Consider the following 16,758-nt stretch of genomic DNA (forward strand, 5'->3'; position numbering starts at 1 on the left):
AAGATTATATGATCGCTACGTGTGGCGAAGGGGCGTTGCGGCGCGGCGAGGAAAAGGATTTATCAAGGCCCAGGTGCCATGATGTGCCTGCCGACCTCCCCGTCCCGAATGCGCGCCCGCAAGGGCAAACGATCGTCCGCTCGCGATGCCGGCCTTTCCTTTTTTGCAAAGTCGCATCCGATGCAGTCCGGCATTCTCCTCGCGTTCCTCGCGTATTTTTCCTATTCCTGTTCCGACGCGGCCGGAAAGCTGCTCGGCAGCCAGCTTCCCGTGTTCGAGATCGGCTTCTTCGTCTCGCTGATCGCGCTTGGGCCCGCGCTTCTGTCCAAGCGCGCCGATGAGAGCTGGCGCTCGATCCTGCGCCCGCATCGCCCCTGGATGGTTCTGGCGCGCATGACGACCGGCACGGTCGGCGGCATGTCGGCGATCTACGCCTTCACCCATCTGCCGATGGCGGAAGCCTACTCGCTGATCTTCCTGCTTCCGGTCTTCGTCGCCATTCTCTCCATGCTGCTCCTGAAGGAGACGGTCGGCCCCTCGCGCTGGCTGGCGCTGCTCGGCGGCCTCGCGGGCGTCATGCTGGTCGTGCGCCCCGGCTTCAACGCGCTGACGCTCGGCCATCTCGCGGCCATCGTGTGCGCCTTCAGCGGCGCGCTCAGCGCCATTCTCCTGCGCTCGCTCGGGCAGACGGAAAAGCGCCTGACGCTGGTGGGCGGCGTGCTGACGGCGGCAACGCTGACCAACGGCCTCCTGATGATCCCGCATTTCGTGATGCCGTCCGTGCAGCATTGGCCGATCCTGGTCGTGGGCGGCCTGTGCGCGGGCATCGGCAATATCACGATGGTGGTCGCGGCCCGCCTGACGCCTGCCAGCCGCATCGCGCCGACGCAGTACAGCCAGATCGTCTGGGCCGCGCTTCTGGGCGCCGTGCTCTTCGGCGAGTTCCCCGATCCGCTGGCCGTCGCCGGCATGGCGTTGGTCGGCTTCTGCGGAATGATGACGCTCAGCGGCGGCGACGACCGGCGCGTGGTGCCCGCTCTGCCCAAGCCCGCCGGTTCGCTCGGCGCCTGATCGCCCCTTCGCTCGAAACGCAAAGGCCGCGCTTCCTCCCAGATGGGAACGGAAGCGCGGCCTTTTTTGTGAGAGGGCGAAGCGGCGCGCTGCTTTGGGGAGCGTGACTGACGCGCAGCATCGAGGGTCCGAGAGCGCGCTGCGCCTGACCTATCGCTTGGCGTATCGGGACGTGTTGCCGCCGACCATGCCGACAAGGCGGCCGGCGTGATGGGCGACCGACAGGAGGTTCTTGGCGATCGGATCCTTGCGCAGCCGTGGCAGCGACAGGGCGAGACGGGCGAGCGAACCGACACTGCCCTTCACGGCCAAGCGCCAGGCCGCACCCGCGCCGTCATAGCTCTGGTCGATCTTCGCCATGTAGATGCCGGTCGTGTAGTAGCGCTCCAGCACCTTGGCCGTGCGCAGTAGCGGGGTCGGCGTCGGCTCGTAGACCACGGCCTCCTCGCACCAGACGATCTCACCACCCGCCGCGCGCACCCGGCGGAAGAAGTCGTAATCCTCTCCGCCGGAGGATTTATAGGCGTTGCGGAAAAGGGGGCGTTCCACGAGGTCGAGCAGGCGGCGCGAGATCAGAAGGTTCTGCGCGCCGCGCAGGAGCTTGGTCGGCCCCGTTCTGGTGCCGCGCCGGCTGGCATAGATGCTGTTGCGCGCGAAAAGCCCGGCATCGGACGGGAGCAGACCCTCGACCGGGCCGCCCAGAAGATGCGGCTCGTAGGCATCGGCGCAGCCGAGCAGGGTCGCCAGCCAGCCTTCCGCCACATGCCCGTCATCGTCCAGCATGATGAGCCGCCGCCAGTCCGGCGCCTCGCGCAAGGCCGCGTCCACGAGGCTGTTGCGAACCGGAGACAGACCGCGTTCGGAGACGGGTACATAGACGAAGCGCTGCCCGCCTTCGCGCGGAAAGGCGGCGACGAGCGCCTCGATCGCGGGATCGCAATCATTGTCGGCGACGAGAACCGTCACCATACGCCCGGCGATCTCCGGCCGGAGACTTTCGAGCAGCTTGGTCAGAAGGGCGGGGCGCCGAAAGGTTGGTATCCCGATGACAAGGTCCGTCATGCCAAAAGCGATCCGATCTACGTCCCATCGGCTCCTAGCGATGCGGATTGGCCTTCGAAAGCCCATCCCAAATCACGAAGCACGCCTGTCTGTTCCTCATACTTCATTCTTTAAAGGATGGGTGAAGTTTCTTGGTGGCAGGCCGACACGTCACACGAGGCTCTCCTTACCTTAAACGACCCTTCATGCCGCGCCGATGGGGCAGGATAGGGAGAAGTCGAATGATGCCGAATTCGGCATTATTTGACCTTAGGATTGACTGATCGGGCACCATCGTGCATCTCCCGATACGAAGAGCGAGAGATAACCAGATGAACATGATGCCGATGACGCCCGAACGGCACGGGCGCATTCGCGAGCGGCTGTCGCTCGAAGGTCGCGTGCTGGCGTCGGAGCTCGCCCGAGACTTCGGCGTCTCGGAGGACACGATCCGGCGGGACTTGCGCGAGCTCGCCTCGGCCGGGCTCTGCCGCCGCGTCTATGGCGGCGCGCTGCCGCCCGCGCCGGCCGTCGTGCCTCTCAACCTTCGCCGGGCGGAGGCGAGCGGGCGCAAGAGGGCACTGGCGCAAGCCCTGGGCGAGCGCATCGCCGATATGTCCGGGCTGGACGCGACGCTCTTCATCGACGCCGGCTCGACCAATATCCTCGTGGCCGAGGCACTGCCGACCGATCGCGCCCTGACCGTCGTGACCCATTCCCCCGCCATCGCCTGCGCTTTGGAGGATCGGCCACAGGTCGAAGTCATCCTGCTCGGCGGACGGGTCAACCCGCGCGCGGGCGCGTGTCTTGGCGCCGCCAGCTTGCGCGCCGCCGAAGGGCTGCGCGCGAGCCTTCTGGTTCTCGGCGTCTGCGCGGTCGATGCCGAAATCGGCATCACCGCGCAAGACTACGAGGACGCCGAGTTCAAGCGCGTTCTGAGCGCTCAAGCCGGGGCGGTCGTGGCGGCCGTGGTCAACGAGAGACTGGCCAGCGTCGCGCCCTTCCATGTCCTGCCCACGGCGGGATTGGACACGCTCGTCGTGGAGCATGATGCGCCGGAGGCGAGCGTTGCGGCGCTGGAAGCGGCCGGTCTTCGTATTCTCCGCGCCCGGCCGCCTGTGGGAGAGGGCGGCGTGCCGCGAGCGAAGTCACGAGCCTGATGGCGCGCGGCCCCGCAATCCCGAACGGCCGTTGCTCCGCCGCTTCCGCGGCTTGCGGCTCCCAAGGCTCGACCTCGCGCGCTTTTGATTCATAACGAACTGAGGCTCGCGCCCGTCTCAATGAAGGAAATGATTTTGTCCCACGCTTCGGACCTCGAGCGCCCTCGCATGGCCGCCTGGCCCGCGCGCCGGATCGCGGTGTCGCTGGCCTTTCTGGTGAACGGGTTCGTGCTCGGCAACTGGACGCCGCAGGTGCCGCTTCTGGCCGAGCGGCTGGGCCTGAGCGAAAGCCGGCTGGGCCTTTTGATTCTCGTCTTCGGCCTCGGCGCCATCGCGGCCATGCCGTTGGTCGGCGCGGCGACGGCGCGCTTCGGCTCGCGCAAGCCGACCCTCGTGCTTCAGGCGCTTCTGGCCTTTGCGCTGCTTCTTCTGGTGCTCGCGCCGAGCCCGCTCTGGGCGGCCGCCGCGATTCTCTTTTTCGGCATGACGATGGGCGGCATGGATGTCGCGATGAACGCAAATGCGGTAGCGACCGAGCGCACGCTGCATCGGGCCATGATGTCATCGTGCCATGGGTTCTGGTCGGTCGGCGGGGTTCTGGGCGCGGCTGTGGGCGGCCCTCTCATCGGGACGGTCGGTTCGGTGGGGCAGGCGAGCGTGGTCGCCCTCGTCATGCTGGCCGCGCTCTGGCCGATCAGCCGGTCGCTGATGGAGGATCGAACGTCACCCTATGACGCGCCGGCCGCGGCCGAGACGGACGGGCAAAGCGCTCCCGTGACGTCCAGCCGTGGGCGTCTGATCGCGGTGGCGCTCGGCGTCTGCGCGCTCTTCTCCATGATTCCGGAAGGAGCGACGATCGACTGGAGCGCCATCTATCTCGTGCGCGAACTCGGCATCGACATCGAAATGTCCGGCCTCGCCTTCGCGGCCTTCTCGGCCACCATGGCGCTGTTTCGCTTTCTGGGAGACGGGCTGCGGGACCGGCTCGGCGCTGTTCGCACGATCCGCCTGTCGATCGGCTTCGCGGTGGCGGGGCTGGTTCTGGTGAGCTTTGCCGGGGGCCTCACCGTCGCGCTGATCGGCTTTGCGATCCTCGGGATCGGGCTTTCCAATCTCGTGCCGATCGCCTTTTCGGCGGCGGGCAATATCGAGGGGTTGAAGCCGGGCGTCGCCATCTCGATCGCGACCTCGATCGGCTATAGCGGCATTCTCGTCGCGCCGTCGGCCATCGGCTATTTCGCCCAGCATTTCGGCTTCTCGCCGGTGTTCCTCGGGCTTTGCGTCTGCCTGCTCGTGATCCTCGTCCTGTCCGGGCTGATGCACGGTGCCGACCGGCGCGGTGGGCACTAGATAAAAATGGGGCCGCCGAAACGGCGGCCCCGAAACTCTTATATGCGTCCCATCAGGAGCAGGACGATCACGACCACGAGCAGGAAGCCCAGAAGGCCGCTCGGCCCGTAGCCCCAGCCGCGCGAGTAGCCCCAGCCGGGAAAGGCGCCGATCAGGAGCAGGATCAGGACGATCAGAAGAATGGTGCCGATGGACATGGGGAACTCCGTAGAAAACACGATGCCCTCAGAACTCACGCGGACGTGTTCGGTTCCACAAAATCGTCACAATTGACTTGCGATCGCCGCATCGGCCTTCAAACGAGGATGGTGACCCAGACCATGATCGCGAAGGTGAAGATCACCCCGAGCAGGATGGCCGGCCGGAAGCTCCAGCCGCGCGACCACGGCCAGATCGGCAGGAAACCGACCAGCATGAGAAGGCAGAACAGGGCAAGGGCGGCGCCGGGCGTCATGGGCTCTCCTGTTGAAGGCGGTGGGCGGCCACTGGGCATCCCCGGCCGGGAGGCGTGCTCCGCCCGCGACAGGTGCCAGTCCGGCCTTCGACACGCAAGCCGCCGAAGCTGGCCCGTGTCATGCTCGCGACACGAAGTCTCTGCAAGAACGCCCTCTCTTCATTTGACAGATATGCGCGGCGATATAGACCAAAGCGGCACTCGGCCTTGTGCCGGGAGCCATCGCCCTTTTCGCTGGAAAGCCGACCCGATGACGTCAGCCACGCCGATCGAACCCGTTCTCGCCGACCCGTTGCCCCGCCGCCGCACGGTGGGCGTGAATGTCGGCGGCGTTCTCGTCGGCGGACCGGCTCCGGTGGTCGTTCAGTCCATGACCAATACGGACACGGCGGATGTGGATTCCACCGTCGCACAGGTCGCCCAGCTGGCGCGCGCGGGCTCGGAGATCGTGCGCATCACCGTGGACCGGCCGGAATCGGCCGCCGCCGTGCCGCGCATTCGCGAGCGGCTGGACCGGCTGGGTCTCTCCGTGCCGCTGGTCGGCGACTTTCACTATATCGGCCATAAGCTGCTGGCCGATTATCCCGACTGCGCGGCAGCCCTCGCGAAGTACCGCATCAATCCCGGCAATGTCGGCTTCAAGGACAAGAAAGACCGGCAGTTCGTCGACATCATCGAAATGGCCATCCGGCACGACAAGCCGGTGCGCATCGGCGTCAACTGGGGCTCGCTCGACCAGGAACTCCTGACCCGGCTGATGGACGAGAACTCGGCCCTCGCGCAGCCGCTTTCGGCGCGCGCGGTCATGCGGGAATCGATCATCCAGTCCGCGCTTCATTCCGCCGCGCTGGCGGAGGAAACGGGCCTCGCGCGCGAGAAGATCATTCTGTCCGCCAAGGTCTCCAACGTTCAGGATCTCATCGCCGTCTATCGCGACCTGTCGCGGCGCACCGACCATGCGATCCATCTTGGCCTGACGGAAGCGGGCATGGGCTCGAAGGGCATCGTCGCCTCGTCAGCCGCCATGGGCATTCTCCTGCAGGAAGGCATCGGCGACACGATCCGCGTGTCGCTGACGCCCGAGCCCGGCGGCGACCGTACCAAGGAAGTGCAGGTCGCGCAGGAACTTCTCCAGACCATGGGCTTCCGGCAGTTCATCCCGATCGTCGCGGCCTGCCCCGGCTGCGGGCGCACGACCTCGACCTTGTTTCAAGAGTTGGCCGAGACCATCCAGAACGATATCCGTCGCAACATGCCCGAATGGCGCGAGCGCTATCCCGGCGTCGAGGCGCTGTCGGTCGCCGTCATGGGCTGCATCGTCAACGGGCCGGGCGAGTCCAAACATGCCGATATCGGCATCTCGCTGCCCGGCACCGCCGAGGTGCCCTCCGCCCCCGTCTACATGGACGGGGTGAAGGTCGCCACCTTACGCGGGGCGGGCATCGCGCAGGAGTTCCACGAGATGGTGCTCGCCTATATCGAGCGCCGCTTCGGGGGCGGGCGCGCCGCCGCCGAATGACAGGACGTCGTCTTTCTCTCGCCGCCGTTGCCTTGGCGCTCGCCCTCACGCCAAGCGCCAGGGCCGAGGACAAGACGGGCGAGAAGAACAATCCGCGCGTGGCCGAAATCTGCGATCTCATCGCCGAGAACGCCAAATCCGTCGGCATGGCGCCGGAATTCTTCGCGCGCCTGATCTGGAAGGAATCGCGCTTCGACGAATCGGCGCAGTCCCCCGTCGGCGCGCAGGGCATCGCCCAGTTCATGCCTTTCACGGCCAAGGAGCGCGGCCTGTCGGACCCGTTCGACAAGCGCGAGGCGCTGCGCCATTCCGCGACCTATCTGCGCGATCTGCGCTCGGAACTCGGCTCCTGGGGGCTGGCGGCGGCGGCCTATAATGGCGGCATCAACCGCGTGAAGCGCTGGATGCAGAGCGGGGGGCGGCTGCCCTACGAGACCGAGGATTATGTCCTCTCCATCACCGCGCAGCCGGCGTCCTGGTTTCGCGAGGAAAAGCGCGAGGCGGCCGTGGAGCCGCTGGTGAAGGATCTGGACTTCGCGCTCGCCTGCCGCCGGCTGCCCATTCTACCGACGCGCGCCGTGTTCGCGGCGGCCGAGAGCGCGCCCATGCGCCCCTGGGGCGCGCAGGTCGCCGGCCATCCCAACGAGGCCATCGCCGTTCGCCTCTATCGCAAGCTTCAGGATCGCTATCCCGGCATTCTCGGCGGGATCGAGCCGATCGTGATGCGCACGCGGCCGCTCTCCGGCCCGCGCCGCATCACCGCCATTCGCATCGGCGCCAACACGCGCGGCGCGGCCGACGCCTTCTGCAACAAATATCGCAATGTCGGCGGCTCCTGCGTCGTCATCAAGAACCGCTGAGCCATGGCCACACTCTTCTTCATCAGCCATCCCGAGGTCGTGGTCGATCCGCTGGTGCCGGTCGAGCGCTGGCACCTCGCACCCGCTGGCATCGAGCGCATGCGCCGTTTCGCCGGGCAACCTGCACTAAGCGGCCTCCGCCAGGTCTGGGCGAGCACGGAGACCAAGGCCATCGAGGCCGCCGACATCCTGGCCGGGCGATGGGGGCTCGGCGTCGAGGTCCTGGCGGAACTCGGCGAGAACGACCGCAGCGCGACGGGCTTCCTGCCGCCGGCGGAGTTCGAGACCGTGGCCGATGCCTTCTTTGCCGAGCCGCAGACGAGCGTGCGCGGCTGGGAGCGCGCGGTGGATGCGCAGACCCGTATCACCGATGCGGTGCGTGGCATCGTCCGGCAGCATGAAGGGGGAGGCGATCTCGCCATCGTCGCTCATGGCGCGGTCGGCACGCTGCTCTTCTGCGCGCTGGCGGGGCGCGCCATCTCGCGCGTCGAAGACCAGCCGTTTCAGGGCCATGTCTGGAGCGCGACCCTGCCGGATCTCACGATCCGCCATGGCTGGGAGCCCATCGCGCCAAGGGCGTGAGCCCGCTAGCCCAAGGCCTCGCGCACCGCTCTCAGAAACACGCGCGCGCCGACGGCGATGAGATCGTCGGGGAAGTCGTAGTCGGGATTGTGGAGGCGCGGATGGTCGAGGCCTGCGCCCAGAAAGAACATGGCCGAGCGCGAGACGGAGGCGAAGCGGCCGAAATCTTCTGAGGGGTACATTGGCTCGCCCGGCCGATGCGCGATGCCTTCCGCGTCCAGCGCGCTGCGCAGGAGCGCGACGGCTGCGGGGTGGTTCTCGCAATGGGTGAAGATGTCCTCGTAGGCCAAGGCATGGCCGAGGCCCGATGCGTCGGCTTCGCTGATGACGAGCCGCTCGGCTTCCTCCACCAGCGCCGCCATGGCCTCGTCGCGGAGCGTGCGCAGGGTCGCCCAGATTTCGCCCGTTCCAGGCGCGATGCCGAAGGCAGGCTCGCCGAGGCGCGCATGGGTGATCGTGACCAGACGAAAACTTTCGTCCAACGCGCCGCCCGGCCCGAGTGCCGCGAGCGCGGGCATGAGGCGGGTCATGGCGGCCATGGGCGAGAGCCCGTCCTGCGGCATGGAGGCATGGGCCGTCTTGCCCGAGAGTGTGATCCGCAGGCCGCGCGAGGCGCAATTGACCGGCCCTTCGCGCAAGGTCGCTTCGCCCAAGGGTAGGCCGGGCAGATTGTGCAGCGACAGCGCCATGTCGGGCCGGATCGCGGCGAAGGCGGGGTCGGCCAGAACGGCCGCCGCGCCTGCGCCGGTTTCCTCCGCCGGCTGGAACAGGAGGATGACGCGTCCGCGCGCCGGGCGATGTTGGGAGAGTGCGGAGGCGACCAGCGTCAGAATGGCCGAATGCCCGTCATGGCCGCAGAGATGACCCTTGCCGGGAATGCGTGAGCGATGCGGCGCATCGCTGATTTCGTGGATCGGCAGCGCGTCGAGTTCGCAGCGCAGAAGCAGACTCGGCCCCGGGTCTACGCCTTCGAAGATGCAGGCAACGCCGTGGCCGCCGAGGCCGGTGAGGAGCCTGTCGGGGGCAAAATCTCGTAGCCGCGCCGCCACCGTCTCGGCCGTGCGCGCTTCCTCGCCGGACAATTCCGGCGCTTGATGCAGCGCGCGGCGAAAGGCGATGGCCTGGCTCAAGGCCTGCCGATCGAACTCCATCCGATTCCCTTTCATGCGCCGATCTCGCGACCGGCCTTGATACCCTCAGCAACCCGCCATTCCTTGAGAAGGAGGGGCGGACGCTTGGGGCTTCGCTCCGTCAAAAGCTCGGCCGAGACGATACGATCGGTGCGGAAGTTGCGGAAGCTTTCTCTCAACTCGCACCAGCCGAGCAGTAGTCGCACCCCCTCGAAGAAGGCCAGCGCGAAGGGCCAGATGACCCGCTCGGACGCCACGTCCGAGGCATCGCGATAGGACAGCCGCAGCTTGCGCCCGCCCCGGATCGCCTGTCACAGCAGCGCCGTGTTCACGCTATCAGTCACGAATCCCTTGGGCGGGCCGAGAAGAAGGGCGGAAGCGTCGAGATCGGCCTTGAGGTCGGCCGGCAAGATGGCGGAGATGCGCGACAGAGCGCTCAGCGCGGCCTCGCTCAAATCCGCATCCGCCCTGTCCGCCACCCAGCGCGCACCGAGCGCGAGAGCCTGCAACTCGTCCGGACGAAACATGAGGGGTGGCAGATGGAAGCCCGGCTTCAGGACATAGCCGAGCCCGGCCTCGCCCTCGATCTCGGCCCTCATGGCCTGAAGACTGGCGACGTCGCGGTAGAGCGTGCGCAGACTGACGCCGAGCTCTTCCGCCAGCGCCCGCCCGCTCACCGGCTTGCGATGGCGGCGCAGGAGCTGGAGGAGATCGAGCAGGCGTTCGGAGCGCGACATGGCCGGGGCGGTGCGCGGCCTACCGGGTGCGGAAGGCGACGAAACGCGCGGTCTGGCGCAGCGTCTCGGCCCGCTCGCCATAGGGGGCGAGGAGGGATTCGGCTTCGGCCACGAGCCGGGAGAGTTCGCCGCGCGTCCAGTCCTGGCCGCGCAGGGCGGGCAGGGTCTTCTTGCCGCGCGCCTGATCCTTGCCGACCGCCTTGCCGAGCGTCGCGGCATCGGCCGTCTCGTCCAGAAGATCGTCCGCCAGCTGGAAGGCGAGGCCGATGATCTCGCCATAGCGGCGCAAGACTTTGCGATCGGCCTCCGGCGCGCCGGCCAGAATCGGCCCGGCCTCGGCCGCGAAAGCTAGAAGCGCGCCGGTCTTCATCGCCTGCATCCGCGCGATCTCGGCTTCCGAGAGCGTCTGTGTTTCGGCCGCCAGATCCAGCGCCTGTCCACCCGCCATGCCGGCTGCCCCGGCTTCGCGCGAGAGAAGTTGGACGAGCGACAGACGGGCCTCGGCGGGCAGGGCACTGGCCTCGGCGGCCAAGCCGAAGGCGAGCGTCAGCAGCGCGTCGCCGGCCAGAATCGCCGTCGCCTCGTCGAAGGCGCGGTGAACGGTCGGGCGACCCCGGCGCAAGTCGTCGTCGTCCATGGCCGGTAGGTCGTCATGGACCAGCGAATAGCAGTGGATGCATTCGAGCGCGGCGGCGACGGGCGCTGCGGCCTGCGCCGAGGCGCCGAACAGCGCGGCACTCTCTTCGACCAGAAACGGGCGCAGGCGCTTGCCGCCGCCGAGCGCGCCGTGGCGCATGGCCTCCAGCAAGCGCTCGGGCGCGCCCGAAAGCAACGCCGTGTCGCTGGCGAGGGCCTGTTGGAGCACCTCTTCCATGCGCGCGGCGGATTGGCCGAGTTGCGTTTCGAAGGCGGGCCGCGCGGCGCTGTCGGACATGGAAGCTCGCAAGCAGGAGGAGATGTGAGGCGATCAGGCGCCTTCTGTGCCTTTCGCCGCGCCCTGCCGCAAGTCGTGTTCGGCGGAGCGATTGCCTCGCTTTCCAAGAGCTTGCTATGACGGACCGTAACAATCGGCCGTGCGGCGCGGGGAGATCATGGGCGAGATGCGTGGCCGACCGGCTTGAACGAGGCGCTGGCGACGGCGCTTTCCATCGGGAGACTGCTGGCTTTGCGGACGAGGTCGAGCGCCATGACGGCTATGCTTCGGGCGGCTTCGGCGAAGAGCACGAGGCTCCGCCCGCTCGCCGCCATGCGCAGGTGCCGATGATCCGGCGGCTGGTCTATGCCGCGCTGTTCGCCGTGGTCGGCCTTGCCGCGATTCCGGCGGTGCTCGTGCCGATCTATGCGATTCCCGCCGTGCATCCGGTCTCGACGCTGATGCTGGCCGAGCATTTCTCCTTCCAGCCCTATGAGCGGGAATGGACGCCGATCGAGCAGATCGCGCCCGTCATGATCGCCTCCGTGATGATGTCGGAGGACGGGCAATATTGCTTCCATGGCGGCGTGGACTGGGATGCGCTCGGAACCGTGGTGGATCAGGCCGTGAACGAGGGGGAGGCGGGGCGCGGGGCGTCCACCATTCCCATGCAGACGGCCAAGAACCTGTTTCTGTGGAACGGCCGCTCCTTCCTGCGCAAGGCGCTGGAACTGCCGCTCGCGACCTATGCCGACTTCGTCTGGTCCAAGCGCCGCACGATGGAAATCTATCTCAACATCGCCGAGTGGGGCGACGGCATCTACGGGATCGGCGCGGCCTCGCGCTTCTATTTCAACAAGCCGGCCTCGCAGCTGACGGCGCGCCAGGCCGCGCTTCTGGCCGTCGCGTTGCCCTCGCCCCTGACGCGCGATCCGGCCCGGCCCTCGGCCGGCCTGCGACGTCTGGCGAGCGTCGTGGAGGCGCGGGCGCGCGCGTCCGGCGATTATACCGGCTGCGTGTTGCGGGCGCGCTAAGGCCTTTGCGGGCCGGGCGGCGAGGGAGCGGGTCGATAAAAACCCGCTCGCCCCTTTCCAAGCGGGGGCATCTTTGCTAAGGGCAGGGCCGAATTCCCGTCAATTCGATAGGGCCGAATTCGAACCCTCTGGGCTTCGTCGGTCTGTCGTTGGGTCGGGATCGGCTTTCGCAGCGCTCGCGCGCCGGCCAAAGCTCAAACAACAACCATTCGACGCGGTTCGTCCTCGACGGAACTCAGCGCCGCCGACGTGAACGGAGAAACCGATGGCCGTCCCTAAACGCAAAACCTCCCCCTCCAAGCGTGGCATGCGCCGTTCGGCCGACGCGCTCAAGGCCCCGACCTATGTCGAGGACAAGAACTCGGGCGAACTGCGCCGTCCGCACCACATCGACCTGAAGTCGGGCATGTATCGCGGCCGCCAGATCCTCGCGGTCAAGCAGGACGCCTGATTCCACGATCGGCTTTCGGGCCATCGATATTGCGAAAGCCGGATGCGCCAGCGTCCGGCTTTTTTGTTGTTGGCGTTGAGCCGTATCGCCGGGAAGCTGGCCCAGCAGGGGGCGATGCGCAGACGCTAGGAGGCGGGGTATCTCTTAGGAGAGCCGCAAGCCAACTGACGTGAGACAGCTGTCGAGTTGGGGAGCGCGCGGTGAAATGGACGGCCTCTTCGACTGTGCACTCTCGAACGACAGTCCGCGATGGCGGCGAATGCGTTCCGAGCCTTGAATGTCGGTGGCCCTTAGCCGCCTTGAATTCAGGCGGGGCTGTCCGGCCGCTCTTGTGAAGCCGGCCTTGCGCGAACCGGCGCGCGCCCTTGCCAATCGAGCGTTCGGAAATCTAGAGCGCGCCAATTTCCCAAAGCCTGAAGGGCCGGACAAATCCGGCCCTCGCGCAAATATCGAAGCGTTGCGGGGTAGGCCGACAGGCCGACGCTGCGGGCCTCAGTTGCCCTTCTTGTCCATTTCCTCCAGCCGGCGCTGCATGGCGGCGAGTTGATCGCGCATCGTGGCGAAATCGTCCGCCGTCGGCCCTGCCGCGGCGGCGGCGTCGGGCGCGCGCTCGGGCGGGCGGGTGCTCGGCTTCTCCGGCATGCCCATGGCGCTGGCGAGGAAGGGGTTGAACATGCCCATCGCCTCGCGGAACATCTCCGTGTTGCGACGCACCTGCGTTTCCATCATCTGGAGCGGGTTGCTGTTGCCGGCTCCACGATAGGATTCCTGCTCGCGCGAGAAGGCGGCCATGGATTGTTCGAGATAGGCGGGAATGACCATCTGCATCTGGTCGCCGTAGAAGCGGATGAGCTGGCGCAGGAAGGCGATGGGCATGAGGTTCTGCCCGCCCTTGTTTTCCTGCTCGAAAATGATCTGGGTCAGGACGGAATGGGTGATGTCCTCACCGGTTTTGGCGTCCTGCACCACGAAGTCCTCGTTGCCCTTCACCATGGCCGCGAGGTTCTCCAGCGTCACGTACATGCTGGTGCCGGTGTTGTAGAGACGGCGGTTGGCGTATTTCTTGATAATGGTGGTTTCGTTATGGCGTGCCATCCGCTCTCTCCCAAGGCGATCGAATCCGGGCCGTCTTTCGCTGCCCCTGCGAAAGGATAGCCTTGTTTTTGTCCTCTTTCCAAACGGTTCCGACTGTTTTTCTTGGGAAAATTCGCTTCGGGTTTCTCGCAGCCGCACCATGGCTGGGGACGAGATCCTGAAATCTGTCGTTGTGTTTGACAGGTTCCTAACCACTCTGCGAAGGTCTGACCGAATGCCGCCGCGCGCAAGCCAAAAGGCGGCAGGATCGGGAGAAAAGGGCAGGGCATGAGCGCATCTCAGCGAATCGTCATTGTCGGGGCGGCGCGCACGCCGGTCGGCTCGTTCAACGGAGCCTTCGCCTCCGTTCCCGCTCATCATCTCGGCGCGGCCGCCGTCACCGAGGCGCTGCGGCGCGCCGGGGTCGAAGCCGGCGATGTGGACGAAGTGATTCTCGGTCAGGTCCTTCAGGCGGCCGAGGGGCAGAACCCCGCCCGTCAGGCCGCGATGAAGGCGGGCGTTCCCAAGGAAGCCAGCGCCTGGGGCCTCAACCAGCTCTGTGGCTCGGGCCTTCGCGCCGTGGCGCTCGGCGCGCAGCAGATCATGACGGGCGATGCGCGCATCGTCGTGGCGGGCGGCCAGGAATCCATGTCCATGGCTCCTCATGCCGCGCATCTGCGCGCCGGCCAGAAGATGGGCGATCTGAAATTCATCGACACGATGTTGAAGGACGGCCTGATCGACGCCTTCCAGGGCTATCATATGGGCAACACGGCCGAGAACGTGGCGCGCCAGTGGCAGATCACGCGCGAGGAGCAGGACGAGTTCGCCGTTCGCTCGCAGAACAAGGCGGAAGCCGCGCAGAAGGCCGGTCGCTTCAAGGACGAAATCGTTCCCTTCACCGTGGCCAGCCGCAAGGGCGACGTGGTGGTGGAAGAAGACGAGTACATCAAGGCCGGCACGACGCTGGACAAGGTGCAGAAGCTCAAGCCCGCCTTCGACAAGGAGGGCACGGTGACGGCCGGCAATGCCTCGGGCATCAATGACGGCGCGGCCGCTCTGGTGCTGATGACGGAAGAGGAGGCCGCGCGCCGTGGTCTTTCGCCGCTGGCGCGCATTGCCTCCTTCGCGACGGTCGGCGTCGACCCGGCCGTGATGGGCTCGGGCCCGATCCCCGCGTCGCGCCGCGCGCTGGAACGCGCCGGCTGGCGCATCGAGGATCTCGACCTCGTGGAGGCCAACGAGGCCTTCGCCGCGCAGGCCTGTGCGGTGAACAAGGATCTCGGCTGGAACCCGGATATCGTCAATGTCAATGGCGGCGCCATCGCGATCGGCCATCCGATCGGCGCGTCGGGCGCGCGCTGCCTCAACACGCTCCTGTTCGAGATGGGGCGCCGCGAGGCCAAGCGCGGCCTCGTTACACTCTGCGTCGGCGGCGGCATGGGCGTCGCCATGTGCCTCGAGCGCTTCTAGCCGCTCGCGCCACGCATCCGGGCGATGAGACGCCCGGTTGCTCCAGCCGCAGAATGCGGCGGAGGGCTTGATCGGCGGCAGGAGATGCGGGGTCTGACCTCCAGCGCTCCGCCGCCCGTTCTTCGATGATCCCGAAGGTTTCGCTTTTCGGCTCGCGGCCTCGCATGGCTGCGGCCCGTTTTGCGTCATCCCTGCACCCATAAAAATGGAGGAAGCAAATGAGTCGAGTGGCGATCGTAACGGGTGGAACGCGCGGCATCGGCGCGGCCGTGTCCAAGGCGCTGAAAGACGCCGGCTACACCGTGGCGGCCAATTATGCCGGCAACGACGCGGCGGCAGAGGCCTTCCGCGAGGAAACCGGCATTGCCGTCTACAAGTGGGACGTCAGTTCCTATGAGGCTTGCGCCGAGGGCATCGCCAAGGTTGAGGCCGATCTCGGCCCGCTCCGGGTCCTCGTCAACAATGCCGGTATCACGCGCGATGCCATGTTCCACAAGATGACGCCCGAGCAGTGGAGCGCGGTGATCAACACCAATCTCAACAGCCTCTTCAACATGACGCGCCCGGCCTGGGATGGGATGCGCGAGCGCAAGTTCGGCCGTGTGATCAACATTTCCTCGATCAACGGCCAGAAGGGGCAGGCCGGGCAGGTGAACTATTCCTCCGCCAAGGCGGGCGATATCGGCTTCACCAAGGCCCTGGCGCAGGAAGGCGCGCGCGTCGGCATCACGGTCAATGCGATCTGCCCCGGCTATATCGGGACGGAGATGGTGCGCGCGATCGACGAAAAGGTGCTGAACGAGCGCATCCTGCCGCAGATCCCGGTCGGCCGCCTCGGCGAACCCGAGGAAATCGCCCGCACGGTTCTGTTCCTCGCCTCCGACGAGGCGGGCTTCATCACCGGCTCGACCCTGTCGATCAACGGCGGTCAGCACTTCGCCTGAACGAGTCCCGCATTGCGCTGCGGCGAAATGGGTCGCCGCAGCAAAGGGAACCGATCCTCCAACGGGGCATTTTGCCGGCGACATGCAACGGATGACCGTTGCGACCCCGTTTGAGGATTGACATCATGATCCGCAGAAACATCACCCTCGCGCTCGCTGCCGTCGCCCTGCTCGGCACCGCCGCCCCGACCCTGGCGCAGGGAATCGAGATCGGCCGCGACGGCGTGCGTCTGGTGGACCCGAACCAGCAGCAGCAGCGCGACATGCGCCGCGACGATCGCCGTGGTCGTGAGATCGGCGAGCGCGACGCCGTCCGTATCGCCCGTTCGGAAGGCGTGCGCGAGGTGGACGATGTGACCCGTATGCGCAACAGCTTCCGCGTCATGGGCACGGATCGTTCGGGCGACGACATCCAGGTCGATATCGACCGCCGCACCGGCGAAGTTCTCTCGGTTCGCTAAGGCGAGGCTCTGAGGGGTAAGGCCGCTCCGGTCCGGGCCAGATGGCATCGGCACGGAGCAGTGCCCCGAACGGGCAGGATGCTGACTCCCAGCAAGCAACGCTTCAACGGGATCAGCCGAAATGTTTTCCAGTTCGGGAAAAGGTGGCGCCTTGGCGCCGCCTTTTTTGCGTTGCCAGCCTATGCCAGGTCGTGACCATCGACTATCTCGGTTCGACATGTATGCGATTCGTTGGACAGCCAAATTCCGGCGAAGCGCGCGATGGTCCTGCCCGCCTTTTCGTGCGCGCGCCCCAAGTGGGGTGTGGGGGAGTTGAACATATGGTGAAATCTGTCTGGCGCACGGGCCTCCTCGTCGCCTTGACCCTCGTCACGGCCGCTCCGGCCATGGCGCAAGCCTTGCAGATCGGGCCGAACGGCCTTCAGATCGTGCCGGGTGACGATGATCGTCGCGGCCCGCCGCCGCCCCCGCCGCCGCCCTATGGCGGCCCGCCGCGCGACTGGC

The 16,758-nt window shown here is 66.8% G+C and carries 17 protein-coding genes and 2 pseudogenes; 12 read left to right on the forward strand and 7 right to left on the reverse strand.

Going from position 1 to position 16,758, the window contains the following annotated elements; translation table 11 throughout:
* Positions 1 to 180: 180 nt before the first annotated feature.
* Entirely contained in the window at positions 181 to 1,071 is an 891-nt protein-coding gene (locus tag AUL28_RS15565; protein ID WP_062234357.1) for a DMT family transporter, read from the forward strand.
* 150 nt (positions 1,072 to 1,221) lie between these two features.
* On the opposite strand, the gene AUL28_RS15570 is transcribed toward AUL28_RS15565, so the two are convergent.
* A complete protein-coding gene (locus AUL28_RS15570) occupies positions 1,222 to 2,133 on the reverse strand; it encodes a glycosyltransferase family 2 protein (protein ID WP_062218438.1) in 912 nt (303 codons plus the stop codon).
* 311 nt (positions 2,134 to 2,444) lie between these two features.
* Between AUL28_RS15570 and AUL28_RS15575 the strand changes: the two genes are divergently transcribed.
* Together AUL28_RS15575 and AUL28_RS15580 are read left to right on the forward strand one after the other, a co-directional pair.
* Complete coding sequence (locus AUL28_RS15575; protein ID WP_062234272.1) at positions 2,445 to 3,272, forward strand: DeoR/GlpR family DNA-binding transcription regulator; 828 nt, start codon at positions 2,445 to 2,447, stop codon at positions 3,270 to 3,272.
* A 129-nt stretch (positions 3,273 to 3,401) separates the two neighbouring features.
* Positions 3,402 to 4,622, forward strand: a complete 1,221-nt coding sequence (locus AUL28_RS15580) for an MFS transporter (protein WP_244493539.1) — start codon at positions 3,402 to 3,404, stop codon at positions 4,620 to 4,622.
* A 38-nt stretch (positions 4,623 to 4,660) separates the two neighbouring features.
* On the opposite strand, the gene AUL28_RS22200 is transcribed toward AUL28_RS15580, so the two are convergent.
* Both AUL28_RS22200 and AUL28_RS22205 read right to left on the reverse strand, forming a co-directional pair.
* Positions 4,661 to 4,819 carry a DUF3309 family protein gene (locus AUL28_RS22200; RefSeq protein WP_082640506.1) on the reverse strand — a complete coding sequence of 53 codons (159 nt, stop codon included), beginning with the start codon at positions 4,817 to 4,819 and terminating at the stop codon, positions 4,661 to 4,663.
* A gap of 98 nt (positions 4,820 to 4,917) precedes the next feature.
* A complete protein-coding gene (locus AUL28_RS22205) occupies positions 4,918 to 5,076 on the reverse strand; it encodes a DUF3309 family protein (protein WP_192843472.1) in 159 nt (52 codons plus the stop codon).
* A 250-nt stretch (positions 5,077 to 5,326) separates the two neighbouring features.
* Here AUL28_RS22205 and ispG point away from each other — a divergent pair, with 250 nt between their 5' ends.
* Genes ispG through AUL28_RS15595 form a run of 3 tightly spaced genes read left to right on the forward strand, consistent with a single transcriptional unit; the run spans position 5,327 to position 8,037 of the window.
* Positions 5,327 to 6,595, forward strand: coding sequence for a flavodoxin-dependent (E)-4-hydroxy-3-methylbut-2-enyl-diphosphate synthase (gene ispG, locus AUL28_RS15585; RefSeq protein ID WP_062234274.1), 1,269 nt, complete (start codon positions 5,327 to 5,329; stop codon positions 6,593 to 6,595).
* Positions 6,592 to 7,455: a lytic transglycosylase domain-containing protein gene (locus AUL28_RS15590; RefSeq protein WP_062234278.1), complete on the forward strand. Its 864-nt coding sequence runs from the start codon at positions 6,592 to 6,594 to the stop codon at positions 7,453 to 7,455. The genes ispG and AUL28_RS15590 overlap by 4 nt, the downstream gene beginning before the upstream one ends.
* A gap of 3 nt (positions 7,456 to 7,458) precedes the next feature.
* Positions 7,459 to 8,037 (forward strand): histidine phosphatase family protein, encoded by a 579-nt coding sequence (locus AUL28_RS15595; RefSeq protein ID WP_062234281.1) that lies wholly within the window; start codon positions 7,459 to 7,461, stop codon positions 8,035 to 8,037.
* Positions 8,038 to 8,042: 5 nt separating this feature from the next.
* On the opposite strand, the gene AUL28_RS15600 is transcribed toward AUL28_RS15595, so the two are convergent.
* The 3 genes and pseudogenes from AUL28_RS15600 to AUL28_RS15610 all read right to left on the reverse strand — a co-directional run bounded on the left by AUL28_RS15600 (position 8,043) and on the right by AUL28_RS15610 (position 10,838).
* On the reverse strand, positions 8,043 to 9,188 hold the full coding sequence (locus AUL28_RS15600) for an amidohydrolase (protein WP_062234284.1): 1,146 nt from the start codon (positions 9,186 to 9,188) through the stop codon (positions 8,043 to 8,045).
* Positions 9,189 to 9,199: 11 nt separating this feature from the next.
* Positions 9,200 to 9,904, reverse strand: a pseudogene (locus AUL28_RS15605) (helix-turn-helix transcriptional regulator).
* 19 nt (positions 9,905 to 9,923) lie between these two features.
* Positions 9,924 to 10,838, reverse strand: coding sequence for a polyprenyl synthetase family protein (locus tag AUL28_RS15610; protein WP_062234287.1), 915 nt, complete (start codon positions 10,836 to 10,838; stop codon positions 9,924 to 9,926).
* Positions 10,839 to 11,164: 326 nt separating this feature from the next.
* Between AUL28_RS15610 and mtgA the strand changes: the two genes are divergently transcribed.
* Entirely contained in the window at positions 11,165 to 11,851 is a 687-nt protein-coding gene (mtgA, locus tag AUL28_RS15615) for a monofunctional biosynthetic peptidoglycan transglycosylase (protein ID WP_062234363.1), read from the forward strand.
* A gap of 265 nt (positions 11,852 to 12,116) precedes the next feature.
* On the forward strand, positions 12,117 to 12,302 hold the full coding sequence (gene rpmF / locus AUL28_RS15620; RefSeq protein WP_019998007.1) for a 50S ribosomal protein L32: 186 nt from the start codon (positions 12,117 to 12,119) through the stop codon (positions 12,300 to 12,302).
* A gap of 492 nt (positions 12,303 to 12,794) precedes the next feature.
* Here rpmF and phaR read toward each other — a convergent pair whose 3' ends face one another.
* Positions 12,795 to 13,397 carry a polyhydroxyalkanoate synthesis repressor PhaR gene (gene phaR / locus AUL28_RS15625; protein WP_062234291.1) on the reverse strand — a complete coding sequence of 201 codons (603 nt, stop codon included), beginning with the start codon at positions 13,395 to 13,397 and terminating at the stop codon, positions 12,795 to 12,797.
* 267 nt (positions 13,398 to 13,664) lie between these two features.
* Here phaR and AUL28_RS15630 point away from each other — a divergent pair, with 267 nt between their 5' ends.
* The 4 genes and pseudogenes from AUL28_RS15630 to AUL28_RS15645 all read left to right on the forward strand — a co-directional run.
* On the forward strand, positions 13,665 to 14,849 hold the full coding sequence (locus tag AUL28_RS15630) for an acetyl-CoA C-acetyltransferase (protein WP_062234294.1): 1,185 nt from the start codon (positions 13,665 to 13,667) through the stop codon (positions 14,847 to 14,849).
* 218 nt (positions 14,850 to 15,067) lie between these two features.
* Entirely contained in the window at positions 15,068 to 15,793 is a 726-nt protein-coding gene (locus AUL28_RS15635; RefSeq protein ID WP_058601261.1) for a beta-ketoacyl-ACP reductase, read from the forward strand.
* Positions 15,794 to 15,918: 125 nt separating this feature from the next.
* The gene (locus AUL28_RS15640; protein ID WP_058601260.1) at positions 15,919 to 16,254 is read left to right on the forward strand and encodes a PepSY domain-containing protein; all 336 of its coding nucleotides are present in this window, start codon (positions 15,919 to 15,921) and stop codon (positions 16,252 to 16,254) included.
* Positions 16,255 to 16,574: 320 nt separating this feature from the next.
* Positions 16,575 to 16,758, forward strand: a pseudogene (locus tag AUL28_RS15645) (hypothetical protein); the annotation flags it as partial.

Source organism: Aureimonas sp. N4, assembly GCF_001463925.1.
Lineage (GTDB): Bacteria > Pseudomonadota > Alphaproteobacteria > Rhizobiales > Rhizobiaceae > Aureimonas > Aureimonas ureilytica_A.